This window comes from Pseudomonas sp. AE27, from assembly GCF_037113495.1.
Lineage (GTDB): Bacteria > Pseudomonadota > Gammaproteobacteria > Pseudomonadales > Pseudomonadaceae > Aquipseudomonas > Aquipseudomonas palmensis.
Map to the genome: position 1 here is coordinate 2,279,421 of NZ_CP146966.1, position 16,015 is coordinate 2,295,435.

Sequence of the window (16,015 nt, forward strand, 5' to 3'; positions counted from 1 at the left end):
CGACCCCGGCCTCACGCAGAGGTTGCCTGCTGCGCGCCACTTTCTTGCGGGCTGCGTACCAGTGGCAGGCGCACGCTGAATGTCGCGCCCTGGCCCTCGGTACTGCTGACCGTGATGCTGCCGCCATGGGCCAGCACGATCTGTTCGGAAATATACAGGCCCAGCCCCAGGCCGGCACTGCTCTGGTTGGAGCATACCCGCTCGAACTGCTGGAAGATGCGCTGCTGGTTCTCGGCACTGATGCCGATGCCATGGTCGCGCACCTGCACGCAGGCCATGCCCTGTTCCTCGAACACGCGCACCTGCACCGGCGACTTGGCGCCATAGCGCAGGGCGTTGGTGAGCAGGTTGGCGATCACCTGCTCGATACGAAACTCGTCCCAGTAGCCGACCAGTTCGGCGCCGGCCTGCAGGCTGATGCTCGAGTCGACCGCAGCCGCCTGGGCGGCGAAGTTCTCGACCAGGCCGCTGACCAGCTGGCACAGGTCGAACGATGCGGGCCGGATCGACAGCTTGCCGGTACGGATGCGCGACACGTCGAGCATGTCTTCGATCAGCCGGATCAGGCTGTTGATCTGGCGCTCGTCACGCTCGACCATGGCGTGCATCTTGTCCAGGGTGAAGGCATCGGCGTTGTTGCGCGCCAGGTGCAGCTTGCGCAGCTGGGTCTCCAGTATCAGACCGTTGAGCGGTGTGCGCACCTCGTGGGAGACGATCGACATGAAGTCGTCGCGCATGCGTACCGCGTGCTCCAGCTCGCTGCGCGTGACCTGCAGCTGCGCCAGCAGCAGCTCCTGCTCCTGGCGGCTGCGCTCCAGGGCCTCCAGCTGCTGGCCGAGGGCCTTGCGCTGGCGGTACAGGTCGATGAACACCGCCACCTTGCTCTTCACCGCCTGGGTGTCCAGCGGCTTGTGCAGGAAGTCCACCGCGCCGCTCTCGTAGCCCTTGAAGGCGTAGTTCATCTCGCGCGCCGCAGCGCTCACGAACACGATGGGAATGTTCTTGGTCTTTTCCGTACCGCGCATCATCTCGGCCAGTTCGAAACCGTTCATTCCGGGCATCTGGACGTCGAGGATGGCCAGCGCGAACTCGTGCTCGAGCAACAGCGACAACGCATGGTCGGCCGATTGCGCCTGGTACACGTTGCGGTCCGGCCCCTTGATCAGCGCCTCGAGCGCCAGCAGGTTTTCCGGCAGGTCGTCGACGATCAGCAGGTTTGCTTGGATATGGCTTAGCATGCACGTGGTTCCAGCTTGGCGAGCAATTGCCCGATGCCATTCAATGGGAGTATGTGGTCGGGCCGGTGCAGCGCCAGCGCCGCCTCGGGCATGACCGCGACTTGCGCCTCATGCGGGTCTTGAATCAGGGTAGTACCGCCGTGCTCCTTGATGCGCGCCAGCCCGCGCGCACCGTCTTCGTTGGCGCCGGTCAGCAACACGCCGACCAGGCCGTCGCCATAGGCATCGGCGGCCGACTCGAAGAGGATGTCGATCGAGGGCCGGGAAAAGTGCACGCGGGCCTCCTGGCTCAGGGACAGGCTGCGGTCACGCTCCACCGACAGGTGATAGCCGGGGCCGGCCACGTAGATCATGCCCGGCACCACGCTTTCCTTGTCGCGGGCCTCCTGCACGGGGCGCTGCAAGCGGCGGCTGAAGACTTCGGCCAGCTGGCTGTGGCGGTCGTCGGGCAGGTGCAGCACGCACAGCAGCGCAATGGCGTAGTCGGCGGGCAAGGCGGCAAACACCGTGAGCAGCGCCGACACGCCCCCGGCTGAAGCCCCCACCACGATCGCATCGGTGCCTTTCATGACTTTCGGTAGATCCGTTCTGGCTTGACCAGCGCGTCGAAGCGGTTGGCGTAAGCGGAAAAATCCAGGGTTTCCTTGCTGCCCAGCACCAGAAAGCCACGGTGGCACAGCGAGTCGTGAAACAGGCCGAAGGCCCGGTCCTGCAGGGTCTTGTTGAAGTAGATGAGCACGTTGCGGCACGAGATCAGCTGGGTTTCGGAGAACACGCTGTCGGTGGCCAGGCTGTGGTCGGCGAAGGTCACGTTTTCGCGCAGGCTGCTGTCGATGATCGCGTTGCCATAGGCGGCAGTGTAGTAGTCGCTGAAGGCCCGGCGCCCGCCGGCCTTCTGGTAGTTCTCGGTGTACTCGCGCATGTTCTGCATCGAGTAGATGCCCTGCTTGGCCTTTTCCAGCGAACTGGGGTTGATGTCGGTGGCGTAGATGATGGTGCGTTCGAGCAACCCTTCTTCGCGCAGCAGGATGGCCATGGAGTAGACCTCCTCGCCCGTGCTGCAGCCGGCAATCCAGATCTTGATCGAGGGCCAGGTCTTGAGGTGCGGCACCACCTCCTCGCGCAGCGCGAGGAAGTGACCAGGGTCGCGAAACATCTCGCTCACCGGTATGGTGAGGTACTGCAGCAACTGCATGAACACACTCGGGTCGTGCAGCACCCGTTCCTGCAGGGCCGACACCGTGGCACATTCGAACTGGCGCACGGCATGCAGCACCCGGCGCTTGATCGAAGCGCCGGAATAGTCGCGAAAGTCGTAGCTGTACTTGAGGTAGATCGCCTCGATCAGCAGCCGGATTTCAATGTCGGTGTTACGTTCGATACTCAAATTCGCTCCAGTTGCGGCAGCCATACCCGAATCAGGGAGAACAGCCGGTCCAGCTCTATCGGCTTGGCCAGGTAGTCGTTGGCGCCGGCCTGCAGGCAGCGCTCCTGGTCATCCTTCATGGCCTTGGCGGTGACGGCGATGATCGGCAGCTTGCGCCAGCGCGGGTCCTTGCGAATGCGCCGGGTGGCTTCGTAGCCGTCCATCTCCGGCATCATCACGTCCATCAGCACCAGGTCGATATCGCTGACCTGCTCGAGTTTTTCGATGGCCTCGCGGCCATTGCGACCGATCTCCACGATCGCGCCCTTGTGCTCCAACGCACTGGTGAGGGCGAAGATGTTGCGCACGTCGTCGTCCACCAGCAGGATCTTGCGCCCCTCGAACACCTTGTCGCGGCTGCGCGCGGTCTTGAGCATGCGCTGACGTTCATGGGACAGCGTCGACTCGACTTTGTGCAGAAACAGCGTGACTTCATCCAGCAACCGCTCGGGTGAACGCGCGCCCTTGATGATGATCGAGCGCGAGTACTTGAGCAGGTCGGCCTCTTCGTCGCGGGTCAGGTTGCGCCCGGTGTAGACGATCACCGGCGGGAACGAGCGGATATCGTCGGCGGTCATGCGCTTGAGCAGCTCGTTGCCGAGCATGTCGGGCAGCTTGAGGTCGATGATCATGCAGTCGTAGATGTTCTCGCGCAGCAGCTCCAGGGCTTCCTGAGCCATGCCCACCGCGGTGATCTTGATGTCTTCGTCGCCGATCAGGCGGGCGATGCTTTCGCGCTGCAGGTCATCGTCTTCCACCAGCAGGATGTGCTTGAGCTTCTGGGTCAGCTTGGCTTCCAGGCGGCCGAACACGGCCTTGAGCTCCTCGCGGCTGGTGGGCTTGACCGCATAGCCGATCGCGCCCATGTGCATGGCCGCCTCGACACGGTCCTCGACCGAGATGATGTGCACCGGTATGTGCCGGGTGGACGCCTGCTCCTTGAGCCGCTGCAGCACGGTTAGGCCGGAATGGTCGGGCAGGCGCATGTCCAGCAGGATGGCGTCGGGGATGTAGCTGGCCGCCAGTTCGAAGCCTTCGTCGGCGGCCTGGGCCACCAGGCAGCTGTAGCCCAGCTCGTGGGCCAGGTCGAAGAGGATGCGGGCAAAGTTGGGCTCGTCCTCGATCACCAGGATGCAGCGGTTGCTGAACGGTGCCAGGTGACGGTCGTCGGCGAAGCTGGCCGCCGGACGCGGGGCTTCGGCGGCCGGCAGCACGACGGGGGCCGCCACGGGCAACGGCGCGGCGGCGCGGGCCACCAGTGCCAGCGGCTGCGCCTCGACGCTCGGCTCGTACGACTCGGGCAGTATCAGGCTGAACACGCTGCCCTGGCCCAGTTGGCTTTCGACACGGATCTGGCCGCCCAGCAACTGCGCCAGGTCACGGGAAATCGACAGCCCCAGGCCCGTGCCGCCGTAGCGCCGGTTGGTGGTGCCGTCGGCCTGGTGGAAGGCTTCGAAGATGCTCTGCTGCTGGTCGTCGGCAATGCCGATGCCACTGTCGCGCACCGAGAACACGATGCCGGTGCCGGCCTGGTAGCCGATGGTCAGCGCCACCTGGCCGCGCTCGGTGAACTTCAGTGCGTTGGACAGCAGGTTCTTGAGGATCTGCTCCAGGCGCTGTCGATCGGTGAACAGGGTGGCCGGCACCTGCGGCTCTACGGTGACGCTGAAGGCCAGCTGCTTCTGCTGCGCCAGCGGCTCGAACAGGCTGCGCAGGCCTTCGGCCATGCGGCTGATGTGGGTGGTTTCGGCGCGTACATCGAGCTTGCCGGCCTCGACCTTGGCGATGTCGAGAATGTCGTTGATCAGGTTGAGCAGGTCGTTGCCGGCCGAATAGATCGACTCGGCGAACTTGACCTGCTCGGCGCTGAGGTTGTCCTGCGGGTTCTCGGCCAGCAGCTTGGCCAGGATCAGCGAGCTGTTGAGCGGGGTGCGCAGCTCGTGGGACATGTTGGCGAGGAATTCGGACTTGTACTTGCTCGAGCGCTGCAGTTCCTCTGCACGCTCCTGCAACTCGACCTGCACCCGGTTCAGCTCGCCGTTCTTGCGGTCCAGCGCATCGCGCTGCTCGGCCAGCGCGTCGGTACGCTCGGCCAGTTGCTCGTTGGTCTGCTCCAGCTCGGCCTGCTGCGTCTCCAGATGGGCCTGGGACTCCTTGAGCACCCGGGACTGTTCCTCGAGCTCTTCGTTGGCGGTCTTGAGCTCTTCCTGCTGCACCTGCAGCTCTTCGTTGAGCTGCTGGGTTTCGGCCAGCACTTCCTGCAGGCGCTGGCGATAGCGCGCACTCTCGATGGAGGTGCCCAGGTTGTCGGCCAACCGCTCGAGAAACTCGATGTCGCGGTCCTCCACTGCGCGCAGAAAGCCCAGCTCGACCACGCCATTGACCTGGCCGTCGTTGATCGCCGGAATCACCAGCACGTTGCGCGGGCACCCCTCGCCCAGCCCGGAGCTGACCTTGAAGTAGTCCTGCGGCACCTCGTCCAGGCGCATCAGGCGACGTTGCGCCACGGCCTGGGCAAGGATGCCCTCCTGGGCGCCGACGACCTGCTCCTGCCCCTGCTGCTCGCGGGAGAAGCCGTAGCTGGCCACGCGGCGCAGGCTGCCATGCTCGTCGCGCACGTACACGGCCGCCACCACGCTGCCCAGGTAATGGGCGAAGAACTGCAGGATGTTGTTGCCCAGCATCGGCAGGGTCAGTTGCCCCAGCACCTGCTCGGCCAGACGCGATTGCCCGGCGCGCTGCCAGGCCTGCTGTTCGAGGCGCTCGGCAGCGCGCTGCTGGGCCTCCAGGTTGGCCGCGTAGTTGCTGGACAGGTTGAGCAGGTCGCGGCGGCCGATATAGGCCAGCAATGCGCTGAGCAGCACCACGAAGGCCAGGTAAAGGGAAATGGACCACTTCGTGGTGTTGCCGACCTGATCGTTGCGGGCAAGACGCAGCTGTTGCTCCATCGCGACGAAATCGTCGAACTCCTTGCGGATCTCGTCGGTCAGGCGCTTGCCCTGACCGAGCTTGATGGGCGTGCGGTAGTCGTCATTGGCGCGGCGCAGGGCGATCATGTCCTTGCCGAAGTTGTTCCAGGCGGCCTGCAGGGCTTGCAGGCGGCTCAGGCGGTCGACCTGCTGCGGGTTGTCGGCCACCAGTTGCTTGAGCGTCTCGAGTTCGGCCTGTATGCGTGGCTTGGCCACTTCATAGGGGTCGAGGAACTGCTCGTCGCCGGTGAGCAGGAACCCGCGCATGCCGGTTTCCATGTCGATGGACAGCTTGACCGCCTCGTTGGCGTTGTTGATCACCCGGTCGGTGTGGGCGACCCACTGGATGACCGACAGCAGGTAGGCAATCACGGCGACGAAAACCACCGCACTGATCAGACCGACCCCCAGGGGCAGGCCGATGTTGCGGCTCAGCAGCTTGCGAAAGCTCTGCTGATCGGTCGAGGCTGGTTGACTCATTGGAAAGGCCCGAGCAAGTAGACGAACGAAAGAGTGTGACGGATTTTCGAGCAATTGTTCCAGTTTTCCGCCAGTTCAATGCCCGCAGCGTGGCGCCGTGCCCGTGTTGGCCGGGCATCGAGCCCGTATTTGAGCCAGTGCTGCGCCAAACGTTCCCTGTTTGGCCAGAGCCCGCTATGCTCACTGGCTGGTACGTTTGACGATCCAGGGAACTAAGCACCGCGTGCTGTTTACAGATAGTGTGTCACCCATTTTCACAGGATCCTGCCATGCCCGATAATCACCCTCTTCTGGTCGTCGAAGACGACACCATCGTGCGCATGCTGATGGTGGATGTGCTCGATGAACTGGGTTACCAGGTGGTGGAGGCCAAAGATGCCGAAGAAGCGCTGCAAGTGCTGGGCAACCCGGACAAACCCCTTGCCCTGATGATGACCGATGTCGGCTTGCCCGACATGGACGGCAAGCAACTGGCGGGCAAGGCCCGCGAACTGCGGCCGCTGTTGCCCATCCTGTTCGCCAGTGGCTATGCCGACAGCTTCGATGTGCCCGAGGGCATGCACATGATCGGCAAGCCGTTCAGCATCGACCAGCTGCGCGACAAGGTGACCTCGATTCTGGCCCTCTAGGCGCGCCAGCTCCCGCACCGCTTTACCTGCGGGAGCCGGCCTGCCGCCGAAGAGGCCGAAACGGGTGGCCTGGATTCTGGTTTAATACGCCTTTTTTGCCCAAAGGCCCGCCCTCCCCATGCACCCAACCGCCCTCCACGTACTGGTCATCGGCTATGTCTGGCCCGAACCCCGCTCTTCGGCCGCCGGCGGGCACATGATGCAGCTGCTGGAGTGTTTTCTGGAGCGCGGCTGGCGCATCACCTTCAGCAGCCCCGCAGCCATCGGCGAACACAAGGCCGACCTCGCGAGCCTGGGCATCGCCGAGCAGGCCATCGAGCTGAACAACGCCAGTTTCGACCGTTTCATCGCCGACCTTGCCCCCGACGTGGTGCTGTTCGATCGCTTCATGATGGAGGAGCAGTTCGGCTGGCGCGTCGAGAAGCATTGCCCGGCGGCCCTGCGCGTGCTCGAGACCTCCGACCTGCAGAGCCTGCGCGATGCCCGTCATCAGTTGCTGCGCCGGCGCCTGGCCGAGGGCCTGGACAGCAACGACTTTCGCGCGCTGTTCAACACCTCGGGCCCCGATCTGTATCGCCAGATGGCCGGTGCCGACCTGGCCCAGCGCGAACTGGCGGCGATCTACCGCAGCGACCTGAGCCTGATGATCTCGGATGTCGAGATAGACCTGCTGGTCAATGGCTTCGGCGTGCCCGAGGCGTTGCTGCACTGGTGCCCGCTGATGCTGGCGCCGCCCACCGAAGCCTTCAGGCCGTTCGCGGAACGCGAGCACTTTCTCAGCATCGGCAACTTCCGCCACGCGCCGAACTGGGATGCGGTGCTGTGGATGAAGCACAGCCTGTGGCCGATGATCCGCCGTCGCCTGCCCAAGGCGCAGTTGCACATCTATGGTGCCTACACGCCGCCCAAGGCCACCGCGCTGCACAATGCTGCCGAAGGATTTCACGTGATGAACTGGGCTGAGGACGCCCTGCAGGTGATGAGCGGCGCACGGGTGTGCCTGGCCCCGCTGCGCTTTGGCGCCGGCATCAAGGGCAAGCTGACCGATGCGATGCTGTGCGGCACGCCCAGCGTGACCACCCCGATTGGCGCCGAGGCCATGCACGGCGACCTGCCCTGGCCAGGCCTGGTGGCCGACACCGCCGAAGGGTTGGCCGATGCCGCGGCGCGGCTCTACAGCGAGCAACCGCGCTGGGAGCAGGCCCAGCGCGACGGGCGCCAGCTGCTGAGCGCCCGCTACGACAGGCGCTGGCACGGCCAGGCCCTGGTGCAGCGCATCGAACACACGCTGGCGCACCTGGATGAACAGCGCCTGTACAACTTCACCGGGGCCATGCTGCGCCACCATCACCACAAGAGCACCCAGTACATGGCCCAGTGGATCGAGGCCAAGAACCGGCCTAGCGGCGGCGCAGCAGATACGTGTCCATGATCCAGCCCTTGCGCGCGCGGGCCTGCTCGCGCTGCGCCAGGATCTGCGCCTTGACCTGCATCAGCGGCCCCTCGATCAGCAGCTCGTCGGCAGTGCCCAGGTAGGCGCCCCAATAGATGTGCAGGTGCGGATCGTCCAGTTCGGCAAAGGCGCATTGCCCGTCCAGCATCACCACCACGTTGTCGATGCCTGACTCATCAGCCAGGCGTCGGCCCGGCAGGATATGCAGCGGCTCGCCGATACGGTTCAGTGCAATGCGGTGAGCGGCCGCCAGGGCCTGGACGCTGCTGATGCCGGGGATGACTTCAAGGCTGAACGCCGGCTGCGCCACCCGCTCCAGAATGCGCAGGGTGCTGTCGTAAAGCGTCGGCTCGCCCCACAGCAGGAACGCGCCGCATTGCCCCTCGGCAAGCTCGTCGTGCAGCAGGCGCCCATACAGCGCAGCGCGCTGGCGGTGCCAGTCCTCCACGGCACCGACGTAGTCTGCAGCCGCCGCGTCGCGTTGCGGGTCTTCGACCTGCACCAGGCGATAGGGCCGGTTGACGTGGCGCTCCAGCAGCTCCTTGCGCAGGCGCAGCAGGTCGCCCTTGGCGGCGCCCTTGTCCAGCACGAAGAACACGTCGGCGCGGTTCAGGCTGTCGATGGCTTCGAGGGTGATCTGCCGGGGGTTGCCCGGGCCTATTCCAATCAGCAGCAGGTGTTTCATCGCAAGCTCTCCCAGGGGCGCGCGGCCATTGTCGACCGGCCCGCGCCACTTGGCAAAGCCTGCGCCTACAGTACGGAGAAGTTGTAGCTGACGATCACCCGGGTCTCATCCATGTCGCGGGCGAATTTTTCGTAGTTGCTGCGGTAGGTGGAGTTGCGCAGGCGCACGCTGACGTCCTTGAAGGTGCCGCTCTGCACCTGGTACTTGAGTTCGCTGTCGCGCTCCCATTCCTTGCCCTGTGCCGGGCTGCCCGGCACCTTGACGTGATCGCCGCTGATGTAGCGGGTCAGGAAGCTCAGGCCTTCGAGCCCTACTGCCTTGAAGTCGTAGTCGTAGCGCACCTGCCAGGACCGCTCCTGGGCCGCAGCGAAGTCGTTGACCTGGGCGTAGTTGACCAGGTAGGGGTTGCTGCCATCGAGGTACGGCATGGCGTTCTCGCCGTACATGCGCTGCCAGCCGGCGCTGAGCTTGTGCCCGCCCAGGCTGTAGCCAAGCATGGCGCTGAAGGCACGGTGGTCGATATCGCCGGCACGGGCACGACCGATGTCGTCGCTCTTGATCAGGCGCAGGTCGGCCGAGAGGCGGCCCACGCTCAAGGGCTGGCTGGCCACCAGCCCGAGGAAATGCTGGCGATAGATGTTTTCGAGCTTGGCCACCTGGTACTGCGCGCTCAGGCGCTCGTTGAAGCGGTACTCCAGCCCGGCCGTGTCGAAGTGGTCGGCGCGGGTGTCGCAGGCATAGCGCTTGTTCTTGCAGTGCACGCGGATGTCTTGCTGGTCGGTCGAATCGCGGGCGGTGTACTTGTCGAGCCGCGCGGCGCTGAAGGTGAGGTTGTCGACCTCTCTGGACGTCAGCATCGCGCCATGGAACATGGTGGGCAACAGGCGCCCGTCGTTGTACTTGAGCAGCGGCATGTCCGGCAGCATGGCACCGTATTTCAATACGGTCTGCGAGTAACGCACCTTGCCGGCCACACCCAGTTTTGCGTACTGATCGGCCGAATGGCGCGGGTTGTGGCCGCTGGAAGGCAGCAGCCCGCTGTTGCTGTCGGCGGGGCTGGAATCGAGTTTGAAACCCAGCATGCCCAGCGCATCGATACCAAAGCCCACGGTGCCCTGGGTATACCCGGACTGCGCGTTGAGTATGAAACCCTGCGCCCACTCTTCACGTTTCGACGCGCCCTGGGAGGAGGCGGTGTGACCGTCACGAAAGTCACGATTGAAATACACATTGCGCGCCTCGATGTTGACACTGCTGTCTTGCAGGAAACCACTGGCCTGGGCCGAAACAGTAACGAAGGACAACAACGCGCCGACCACCGGGCGTTGGGCAATGAAGGGAGTTGGGGCACGCATGAAAAGCAGTATCCAGAACGAAGGCAAGGTATCCATCAGCCCCGACGGGGCTGGGCAAGGGCCGCTGCACACAACTAGGCAGCGACCGCTTATTGTCTCCAAAGCGCTCTGGCACGGGCCATTGGACCATGGTCTAGAACAGATGCCGATGCGGTAATTAATTCTTTAGTGTGGCGAGCACTGTGCAATAAGAAAGTTCCGTAGTGTGTTGTCGTAAAAGTTTGATGTTTATCGCAGGGCGATTGACTACACTCTTTTTACTGTGTTGTTTGTTTTCTACCCGGTGACGCGGCATCAATAGCGGCCTCAAGCGGTTGCGCCGCGCACGGCCCTTACCGACCAACAGGAGAGATGACAGTGTCCAGACTTGCAGAGTTTCGTGCTGCCGAAAAAGCCCTTCAGGAACAGCTTGCTCAACTGGAGGCACTGAAAAAAGACGCCGGCCTCAAACGGGAAATCGAATTCGAGCAGAAACTTGTCAGCCTGATGAAAACCTATGACAAGGGCTTGCGCGACATCATCAATATTCTCGACCCGGCGGCCACTACGCGCCGGCCTGCCAGCGCGCCCAAGCAACGCCGTGCGCGCGTGGTGAAAGTCTATGAAAACCCGCATACCGGCGAGCTGATCGAAACCAAGGGCGGCAATCATCACGGCCTCAAGGCATGGAAGCAGGAATACGGCGCACAGACAGTCGACAGCTGGTTGCGCAAGTGAAACAGTGCTTCACACTTTTTTCACATGTACTGGCTCAGGATGAAGACTGCTAAAGGATTAGCGCCCCATACGCCCGCTTCGGCGGGCTTCTAATTCTTGCGCCCCGTCAGGCCTGGCCGACGGGGCGCAAACCGTTTGCGCAATCGCTTCAGTTCCGTATCATTGCTCCCTGACTGTTTTGCTGGCGCGCCAAGCGCCGGCCCTATCTGCGGAGTGCCCATGAGCCTGCAAAACCTCGACACCCTCCCCGGCGTCACCGCGCAACCGGATGCCGCGACCCACAACTTCGTGTTCAACCACACCATGCTGCGGGTCAAGGACGTCGCCAAGTCCCTGGACTTCTACACCCGCGTTCTGGGCTTCAGCCTCGTGGAAAAACGCGACTTCCCGGAAGCCGAATTCAGCCTGTACTTCCTGGCGCTGGTGGACAAGGCGCAGATTCCGGCCGACCCGGCCAAGCGTACCGAGTGGATGAAGTCGATCCCGGGCATCCTCGAGCTGACCCACAACCACGGCACCGAAAACGATCCCGCGTTCGCCTACCACAACGGCAACACCGACCCGCGCGGTTTCGGCCATATCTGCATTGCCGTACCGGACATCCGCGCGGCCTGCGAGCGCTTCGAACAGCTGGGCGTGAACTTCCAGAAGCGCCTGAGCGACGGGCGCATGAAGCACCTGGCCTTCATCAAGGACCCGGACGATTACTGGGTAGAGATCATCCAGCCGACCGAGTTCTGACAGCGGCCCCGGGGGCGCGCTCGTCGGCGCGCCGCCCCGGCGCACCTGGCTGTGGTATACCGGAGCTGATACCGGTTGAAGCCACCACAGCGAGGTAGCGCTCATGCACACCCTTGAATGTGTCCACCGCAACTACACGGTCACGGCAAACGTGGTCCCGCATGCCGGCATTCCCCTGCCGTTCGAAGTCGGATGCCGCATCACCTCCCCAGACAAGCACAGCACCCGGCGATTGTGTGCCCACGCGCCGCTGTTTCTGGCCGACCTGGAAAACGCCCAGCGCGCGTCGATTGCACTGGGCAAGTCGCTGGTCGACCAGCAGCTGGACAAGGGCCGGCCGCTGTTCAAGTAGGCCACGCAAAAGCCCTGACAGGCTGACCTGTCAGGGCTTTTGCGTTGTTGCACCGTCTCAGGCCGGCAAGGCCGGCGATGCGCCTCAGGCTGGAGCGCTGGTACGGATCAGGTGGTCGAACGCTGCCAGCGACGCCTTGGCCCCCTCACCCACCGCGATCACGATCTGTTTGTAGGGCACCGTGGTCACGTCACCGGCGGCAAACACGCCCGGCACGCTGGTCTGGCCCCGCGCATCGACAATGATCTCGCCACGGGGCGACAGCTCGAGGGTACCCTTGAGCCAATCGGTGTTGGGCAGCAGGCCGATCTGGACGAAGATCCCTTCCAGCGCGATGTCATGCTGCACGTCGCTGTTGCGGTCCTTGTAGCGCAGCCCGTTGACCTTCTGGCCGTCGCCCAGCACTTCGGTGGTCAAGGCGCTGGTGATCACGGTCACGTTGGCCAGGCTGTGCAGCTTGCGCTGCAGCACCGCGTCGGCACGCAACTGGCTGTCGAACTCGATCAGCGTGACATGGGCGACGATGCCGGCCAGATCGATGGCCGCCTCCACACCGGAGTTGCCACCACCGATCACCGCCACACGCTTGCCCTTGAACAGCGGGCCGTCGCAGTGCGGGCAGTAGGCCACGCCACGGCTGCGGTACTCCTTTTCGCCCGGCACGTTCATCTCGCGCCAGCGTGCGCCGGTGGCCAGGATCACGGTCTTGGCCTTGAGCGTGGCACCGTTGGCCATGCGCACCTGGTGCAGCGCGCCGTCCTGGCCCGGCACCAGCGCATCGGCGCGCTGCAGGTTCATGATGTCGACGTCGTACTGCTTGACGTGCTCTTCCAGCGCCATGGCCAGCTTCGGCCCTTCGGTCTCCTGCACGGAGATGAAGTTCTCGATGGCCATGGTGTCCAGCACCTGCCCGCCGAAGCGCTCGGCAGCCACGCCGGTGCGAATGCCTTTGCGGGCCGCGTAGATCGCTGCTGCCGCGCCTGCCGGCCCACCACCGACCACCAGCACGTCGAAGGCGTCCTTGGCGTTGAGTTTCTCGGCCTGGCGCTCGCTGGTGCCGGTGTCGAGCTTGGCGACGATCTCCTCCAGGCCCATGCGGCCCTGGCCGAACACTTCGCCATTGAGGTAGACGCTGGGCACTGCCATCACCTGGCGCGCCTCGACTTCGGCCTGGAACAGCGCGCCGTCGATGGCCACATGGCGCACGTTGGGGTTGAGTACCGCCATCAGGTTCAGCGCCTGCACCACGTCCGGGCAGTTCTGGCACGACAGCGAGAAGTAGGTTTCGAAGTTGAACTCACCCTTGAGCCCGGCGACCTGTTCGATCAGCTCGGCGCTCGCCTTGGAGGGGTGGCCACCGACTTGCAGCAGCGCCAGCACCAGCGAGGTGAATTCGTGGCCCATGGGGATGCCGGCAAAGCGCAGGCTGATATCGCCCCCCGGGCGATTGAGCGAGAACGACGGGCGACGGGCGTCGGCACCGTCCTCGCGCAAGGTAATCAGATCCGACAGGCTGGCGATTTCCCGCAGCAGGTCGTGCATTTCACGGGACTTCGCGCCGTCGTCGAGGGAGGTAACGATCTCGATCGGCTGGGTGACCCGCTCCAGGTAGGCTTTCAACTGAGTTTTAAGCGTGGCGTCCAACATACGGGCGATTCCTTTTCAAACGGTAGAAAAAACAACGCCCGGGCAGAGTCGCCCGGGCGTTTTGCGGGGCGGGACAGACTTCAGGTGCGGTGGCCCGCCCTCGGCTGGTTCACGGTCTTAGATCTTGCCGACCAGGTCCAGCGATGGCGCCAGGGTAGCTTCGCCTTCTTTCCACTTGGCCGGGCAGACTTCGCCTGGGTGGGCAGCGACGTACTGGGCAGCCTTGACCTTGCGCAGCAGCTCGCTGGCATCACGGCCTACACCGCCGTCGTTGAGTTCGACGATCTTGATCTGGCCTTCTGGGTTGATCACGAAGGTACCGCGGTCGGCCAGGCCGGCTTCTTCGATCAGCACGTCGAAGTTGCGCGAGATGACGTGGGTCGGGTCACCGATCAGCGGGTACTGGATCTTGCCGATGGTTTCCGAGGTGTCGTGCCAGGCTTTGTGGGTGAAGTGGGTGTCGGTCGACACACCGTAGATTTCCACGCCGAGCTTCTTGAATTCAGCGTAGTTGTCGGCCAGGTCGCCCAGTTCGGTCGGGCACACGAAGGTAAAGTCGGCCGGGTAGAAGAACACCACGGACCACTTGCCCTTCAGGTCGGCTTCGGAAACAGGGACGAATTCGCCGTTGTGGTAGGCAGTAGCGTTGAACGGTTTGACCTGGCTGTTGATGATAGGCATCGGTGACTCTCCTCAGGGTTGAAAAACTTGATGGGAGAATCCTAACCATTCATCGCCGATAGCGCTCATTGGCAAAGCTGATGCTGGCGATTGGTTTTGGCTATAAAGCTCAGTACAGATAGACGATTTATGTTGATGCGATCGCGGGCCAAGCCCGCTCCCACAAAGACCGTTGCAATCGCTGTGGGAGCGGGCTTGACCCGCGCTGGAGGCACCGCTTAGCGCGTAGGCGTACGCAGCGTCACGAACTCCTCGGCGGCTGTCGGGTGCACACCGATGGTTTCGTCGAACTGTTGCTTGGTCGCCCCGGCCTTGAGCGCGATGCCCAGGCCCTGGATGATCTCGCCGGCATCCGGCCCGACCATGTGACAGCCCAGCACGCGGTCGGTGTCGGCATCGACCACCAGTTTCATCAGGGTCTTCTCCTGCACGTCGGTGAGGGTCAGTTTCATTGGCCGGAAGCGGCTTTCGAAGATCTGCACCTTGTGCCCCGCCTCCAGCGCCTGCTCCTCGGTCAGGCCCACGGTGCCGATCGGCGGCTGACTGAACACCGCCGTCGGGATGTTCTGGTAATCCACCGGGCGATACTGCTCCGGCTTAAACAGGCGCCGCGCCACGGCCATGCCTTCGGCCAGGGCCACCGGAGTGAGCTGCACGCGGCCGATCACATCGCCAATGGCCAGGATCGAAGGCTCGTCGGTCTGGTACTGGTCATCGACCTGCACGTAGCCGCGCTTGTCCAGTTGCACTTCGGTGTTCTCAAGCCCCAGGTTGTCGAGCATGGGGCGCCGGCCGGTGGCGTAGAACACGCAGTCGGCAATCAGCTCGCGGCCATCCTTGAGGGTCGCCTTGAGGCTGCCATCGGGCTGCTGGTCGATACGCTGGATGTCGCTGTTGAACTGCAGGTCGAGACCGCGTTTTTCCAGCTCTTCCTTCAGATGCGTGCGCACTGCGCCATCGAAGCCGCGCAGGAACAGGTCGCCCCGGTAGAGCAAGCTGGTCTTGGCGCCCAGCCCCTGGAAGATTCCGGCGAACTCCACCGCGATGTAACCACCCCCCACCACCAGCACACGCTTGGGCAAGGTCTTGAGGTAGAACGCCTCGTTGGAACTGATGGCCAGCTCGCGCCCGGGGATGTCCGGAATCTGTGGCCAGCCGCCGGTGGCGATCAGGATGTTCTTCGCGCTGTAGCGCGTGCCGTCCACCTCGACCTCATGGGGCCCGGTGAGGCGGCCGTGGCCTTCGAGCAAGGTCACACCACTGTTGACCAGCAGGTTGCGGTAGATGCCGTTGAGCCGCTCGATTTCACGGTTCTTGTTGGCGATCAGCTGTGCCCAGTCGAACTGTGCATCTTCCAGCGACCAGCCGTAGCCTGCCGCCTGCTCGAAGTCATCGGCAAAGTGCGCGCCGTACACCAGCAGTTTTTTCGGCACGCAGCCGACGTTGACACACGTGCCGCCCAGGTAGCGGCTTTCGACCACCGCCACTTTTGCGCCGAAACCGGCAGCAAAACGTGCTGCACGCACACCGCCGGAACCGGCGCCAATCACGAACAGATCAAAATCGTAGGCCATATCAGTCTCCTTGGCAGGCCGCCAGCATACCGCCAGCCAGGCCCATAAACAAAAAAGCCACCCGAAGG

General features: G+C 63.7%; 14 protein-coding genes. 5 read left to right on the plus strand and 9 right to left on the minus strand.

The genetic code is table 11. The features are described 5' to 3' along the window. Positions 1 to 11: 11 nt before the first annotated feature. From V9K84_RS10320 to V9K84_RS10335, 4 genes are read right to left on the minus strand one after another with little or no spacing between them, the layout of a single operon-like run. Positions 12 to 1,238, minus strand: coding sequence for a hybrid sensor histidine kinase/response regulator (locus V9K84_RS10320; RefSeq protein WP_043861755.1), 1,227 nt, complete (start codon positions 1,236 to 1,238; stop codon positions 12 to 14). Beyond that, positions 1,232 to 1,807: a chemotaxis protein CheB gene (locus tag V9K84_RS10325; RefSeq protein ID WP_338794335.1), complete on the minus strand. Its 576-nt coding sequence runs from the start codon at positions 1,805 to 1,807 to the stop codon at positions 1,232 to 1,234. The genes V9K84_RS10320 and V9K84_RS10325 overlap by 7 nt, the downstream gene beginning before the upstream one ends. After that, positions 1,804 to 2,625 (minus strand): protein-glutamate O-methyltransferase CheR, encoded by an 822-nt coding sequence (locus tag V9K84_RS10330; RefSeq protein WP_043861753.1) that lies wholly within the window; start codon positions 2,623 to 2,625, stop codon positions 1,804 to 1,806. Before V9K84_RS10330 ends, V9K84_RS10325 begins: the two co-directional genes overlap by 4 nt. After that, positions 2,622 to 6,113, minus strand: coding sequence for a response regulator (locus tag V9K84_RS10335; protein WP_088514410.1), 3,492 nt, complete (start codon positions 6,111 to 6,113; stop codon positions 2,622 to 2,624). The genes V9K84_RS10330 and V9K84_RS10335 overlap by 4 nt, the downstream gene beginning before the upstream one ends. 269 nt (positions 6,114 to 6,382) lie before the next feature. Here V9K84_RS10335 and V9K84_RS10340 point away from each other — a divergent pair, with 269 nt between their 5' ends. Both V9K84_RS10340 and V9K84_RS10345 read left to right on the plus strand, forming a co-directional pair. Continuing rightward, positions 6,383 to 6,742, plus strand: coding sequence for a response regulator (locus V9K84_RS10340; RefSeq protein WP_088514409.1), 360 nt, complete (start codon positions 6,383 to 6,385; stop codon positions 6,740 to 6,742). 118 nt (positions 6,743 to 6,860) lie between these two features. Continuing rightward, a complete protein-coding gene (locus V9K84_RS10345) occupies positions 6,861 to 8,174 on the plus strand; it encodes a glycosyltransferase (RefSeq protein ID WP_054914312.1) in 1,314 nt (437 codons plus the stop codon). On the opposite strand, the gene cobF is transcribed toward V9K84_RS10345, so the two are convergent. Together cobF and V9K84_RS10355 are read right to left on the minus strand one after the other, a co-directional pair. Next, positions 8,143 to 8,880, minus strand: coding sequence for a precorrin-6A synthase (deacetylating) (gene cobF / locus V9K84_RS10350; RefSeq protein ID WP_088514408.1), 738 nt, complete (start codon positions 8,878 to 8,880; stop codon positions 8,143 to 8,145). The two genes, V9K84_RS10345 and cobF, sit on opposite strands and share 32 nt — an antisense overlap. 65 nt (positions 8,881 to 8,945) lie before the next feature. After that, on the minus strand, positions 8,946 to 10,235 hold the full coding sequence (locus V9K84_RS10355) for an OprD family porin (protein ID WP_054914311.1): 1,290 nt from the start codon (positions 10,233 to 10,235) through the stop codon (positions 8,946 to 8,948). A 357-nt stretch (positions 10,236 to 10,592) separates the two neighbouring features. Between V9K84_RS10355 and V9K84_RS10360 the strand changes: the two genes are divergently transcribed. The 3 genes from V9K84_RS10360 (at position 10,593) to V9K84_RS10370 (ending at position 12,045) form a co-directional block, all read left to right on the plus strand. Continuing rightward, positions 10,593 to 10,952: a histone-like nucleoid-structuring protein, MvaT/MvaU family gene (locus V9K84_RS10360; RefSeq protein ID WP_043861747.1), complete on the plus strand. Its 360-nt coding sequence runs from the start codon at positions 10,593 to 10,595 to the stop codon at positions 10,950 to 10,952. Between the two features lie 219 nt (positions 10,953 to 11,171). Beyond that, positions 11,172 to 11,693, plus strand: coding sequence for a lactoylglutathione lyase (gene gloA, locus V9K84_RS10365; protein ID WP_043861746.1), 522 nt, complete (start codon positions 11,172 to 11,174; stop codon positions 11,691 to 11,693). Between the two features lie 103 nt (positions 11,694 to 11,796). Continuing rightward, entirely contained in the window at positions 11,797 to 12,045 is a 249-nt protein-coding gene (locus V9K84_RS10370; protein ID WP_088514407.1) for a hypothetical protein, read from the plus strand. Positions 12,046 to 12,129: 84 nt separating this feature from the next. On the opposite strand, the gene ahpF is transcribed toward V9K84_RS10370, so the two are convergent. The 3 genes from ahpF to gorA form a co-directional block, all read right to left on the minus strand. After that, entirely contained in the window at positions 12,130 to 13,692 is a 1,563-nt protein-coding gene (gene ahpF / locus V9K84_RS10375; RefSeq protein WP_088514406.1) for an alkyl hydroperoxide reductase subunit F, read from the minus strand. A 117-nt stretch (positions 13,693 to 13,809) separates the two neighbouring features. Then, positions 13,810 to 14,373 (minus strand): alkyl hydroperoxide reductase subunit C, encoded by a 564-nt coding sequence (gene ahpC, locus V9K84_RS10380; protein WP_043861743.1) that lies wholly within the window; start codon positions 14,371 to 14,373, stop codon positions 13,810 to 13,812. Positions 14,374 to 14,591: 218 nt separating this feature from the next. Further along, entirely contained in the window at positions 14,592 to 15,947 is a 1,356-nt protein-coding gene (gorA, locus tag V9K84_RS10385; RefSeq protein ID WP_088514405.1) for a glutathione-disulfide reductase, read from the minus strand. Positions 15,948 to 16,015 lie beyond the last annotated feature (68 nt).

Excerpts from the sequence above, each read along its gene's own strand:
- V9K84_RS10320 (WP_043861755.1), bottom strand. The coding sequence starts at position 1,238 with ATGCTAAGCCATATCCAAGCAAACCTGCTGATCGTCGACGACCTGCCG.
- V9K84_RS10325 (WP_338794335.1), bottom strand. The coding sequence starts at position 1,807 with ATGAAAGGCACCGATGCGATCGTGGTGGGGGCTTCAGCCGGGGGCGTG.
- V9K84_RS10335 (WP_088514410.1), bottom strand. The coding sequence starts at position 6,113 with ATGAGTCAACCAGCCTCGACCGATCAGCAGAGCTTTCGCAAGCTGCTG.
- V9K84_RS10340 (WP_088514409.1), top strand. The coding sequence starts at position 6,383 with ATGCCCGATAATCACCCTCTTCTGGTCGTCGAAGACGACACCATCGTG.
- V9K84_RS10345 (WP_054914312.1), top strand. The coding sequence starts at position 6,861 with ATGCACCCAACCGCCCTCCACGTACTGGTCATCGGCTATGTCTGGCCC.
- cobF (WP_088514408.1), bottom strand. The coding sequence starts at position 8,880 with ATGAAACACCTGCTGCTGATTGGAATAGGCCCGGGCAACCCCCGGCAG.
- V9K84_RS10355 (WP_054914311.1), bottom strand. The coding sequence starts at position 10,235 with ATGCGTGCCCCAACTCCCTTCATTGCCCAACGCCCGGTGGTCGGCGCG.
- gloA (WP_043861746.1), top strand. The coding sequence starts at position 11,172 with ATGAGCCTGCAAAACCTCGACACCCTCCCCGGCGTCACCGCGCAACCG.
- V9K84_RS10370 (WP_088514407.1), top strand. The coding sequence starts at position 11,797 with ATGCACACCCTTGAATGTGTCCACCGCAACTACACGGTCACGGCAAAC.
- ahpF (WP_088514406.1), bottom strand. The coding sequence starts at position 13,692 with ATGTTGGACGCCACGCTTAAAACTCAGTTGAAAGCCTACCTGGAGCGG.
- ahpC (WP_043861743.1), bottom strand. The coding sequence starts at position 14,373 with ATGCCTATCATCAACAGCCAGGTCAAACCGTTCAACGCTACTGCCTAC.
- gorA (WP_088514405.1), bottom strand. The coding sequence starts at position 15,947 with ATGGCCTACGATTTTGATCTGTTCGTGATTGGCGCCGGTTCCGGCGGT.